Here is a 2,564-nt window from a genome sequence, read left to right as displayed (position 1 = left end):
TTCACTCTGCAAGCTCAGCAGTACCCTGTGGACGTGCAAGTGTTTGTCACTCCGCCCTATCCACAGAGTCTGAGGGGGTATGCCGACACCTTTGAACAGAAGATACAAGCACACTTTCTGCTTAAAGACCTCTCTACCGGCGGACGCCCCTTTGTGCTCCGGTTCTCGTTAGAGGACTTCCAAGGACAAGTCATTGCCCAAACTCCCGATTATATTACCCCCTATTTGGTAAACCTATCTCCAGGCGTACGACGCACACTTACCAATATAGATTTTAAAACCCTACTGCGCTACGAGAATCTCTACGGTATTAATGAGGCGACTTACAACGGACTACTTCCTGAGGGTACTTATTTTATTGGCTTGTCGCTTTACGACGTAGCTACTGGACGCCCTGTGTCCAACAAAGGACGCGCGATGATACAAGTGCGCCGCTACTCACCCCCTGTGCTTACGATGCCCCAAAAAGGCGAAGTGCTTACTAAAAAGAACGCTTTTCAGCATATTGTTTTCCAATGGATGCCCCGCGATGTAGCCCCCTTTATGCAGTACGAGTTCACCCTCAAAGAAGTATGGGACTTGGCATTGGTGCCAGAAGAGGCGTTTATGACGGGACGATTGGTGTACCAAACTAAAACCTTTTCACCAGCTTTGGCATACACTAATATGATGCCAATCCTATTGGAAAACAAGCGCTACGTATGGCAGGTACGAGCTTTTACAAATAACCCCAATAACCCTAACGAACAGTCGTACTTTAAAAACAACGGCAACTCCGAGACTTTTTACTTTGATTTAGTCTCTCATTGTGAAGCGCCGAAGTTCCTCACAGCGATAACTGAAAGCACCTCGGCACAACTGCGATGGAGTGCTCAGGCGATGATGCCTAATCAAGAGTACCCGTACAAGGTGATGTACCGCGAGAAGGGCAAGACGTGGAAATCACAAAAAGTGAGTATGCCCTATGCCAAGCTCACGAACCTCAAACGGGGACGTACTTACATCTACAAAGTAGGCGTAGCCTGTGGCTTAGAAACAGCTTATAGTAGCTCGGTATTTGGAGAAGAGAGCTATATGTATAGCACCGAACAGGAGTTTACCACCACCGATCAGATAGACGAAAAGAGCCAAGTGCAATGTGGGGTAAAACCCGAAATACGCATCAAGAACACTAACCCACTACAGGACAACCTGTATCCTAACACCACCTTTACAGCAGGCGATTTCCCGGTAACGGTGCTCAACGCTACGGGTAGCAATGGCGTATACTCAGGTGAAGGCTATGTGAAAGTACCTTATCTGCAAGACACTAAGATAAAGGTAGTGTTCAACGGTATCAAGCTCAATACCGAACGCCAACTCATAGACGGAAAACTCGTAACCACTTATGATGAGACCGAGAGAAATGTACAGTTTATACAAGAAGGTATAGGTGAAGTCTTTGGAGATAAAGGCAAGAAAGACCAAAAGATGCCTTTTGAGGTATCGGAAGTACAAGTAGACACTCTTGGACGCATTATTGTCATAGGTAAGGTAGACCCTAAGACCGGTATAGCACCCAAAGTAACGTTACCTAAGGGCAGAGACTATGTAATTACCGATAGTAAAGGAAAAGTCTATCAGTTAGATGAGAGTGGCAAAGTAACTGCTGAAGGAACAAGAGAGGAAGGCACTCAGTTAGCCCAACAAGCTGGAAAAGGAGAAAGTAAAAACCCTCCTGTTAACAACAAACATTTTAAGGTAGAATGGCTCTTCAACGATGAGTTAGCAAACGACACCAATGGTGAAATACCTTATAAAGCACTTGTAAAGGGCAAAACCTCAAGCTTTGAACTGCGCATACAACCCGCCGATACTACCAAATACGATTTCTTCTTCCATACAGAAAATGGTGTAAAAGTAGAGGCTGAAAGCAAAGGTGAAGGACTATACAAAATCACCCGTAAGGGAGCTTTCGACTTTGCGCAGGAAGAATTATGGGTCGTTGCCAAAGAAAAGAAAGACAAAAAAGGCAAAAAAGAAGAACTCATTGGCAAATGTATTTTAGTACACCTCTCGCCTAAAGAAGTAAATGTAGCTTTAGTACCTACTCAAAGCGGACAAAACCTTCAAGCGGCAATCGCTCAAGTACAGCAGATTTATGAAAAAGTAGGGGTAACACTACACATCACTACTGAAAAACCTTTTGATATTAGCGACCAACTCAAAAACGGCACTTTGCCCACAGAAAACGAGTTTGGTGACCTTTCTACCTATAGTCCTGAACAAAACGCAGTCATCGCTAAATTTACAACCAACAGAAAGCCAAAAGAGAACACTTATTACATCTTTTTGGTAAACGACGGCACAGGCGATCACGGCTATATGCGATTAGGCGGGCAATACGGCTTTGTTTACAGCACCAATGCACGAACCATAGCCCACGAACTGGGGCACGGCATTTTTAAACTCGAACACCCTTTCAAAGGTAAAAATGCCGACAAAGGCAAAACTACCGCCCTAATGGATTACAATGAGGGGCAAGACTTCTTCTACCGCGACTGGAAGCAAATCAACGACCCTAA

Annotated in this window: 1 pseudogene; it reads left to right on the top strand. The window is 44.9% G+C overall.

The features are described from left to right. Nucleotides 1-2,564: pseudogene (locus HMPREF9078_RS12075) on the top strand (hypothetical protein); the annotation flags it as partial.

This window comes from Capnocytophaga sp. oral taxon 380 str. F0488, assembly GCF_000318255.2.
Taxonomy (GTDB): Bacteria; Bacteroidota; Bacteroidia; order Flavobacteriales; family Flavobacteriaceae; genus Capnocytophaga; species Capnocytophaga ochracea.
Note: the sequence above shows the minus strand (reverse complement) of the source record. Positions and strands in the feature narration are given on the sequence as shown.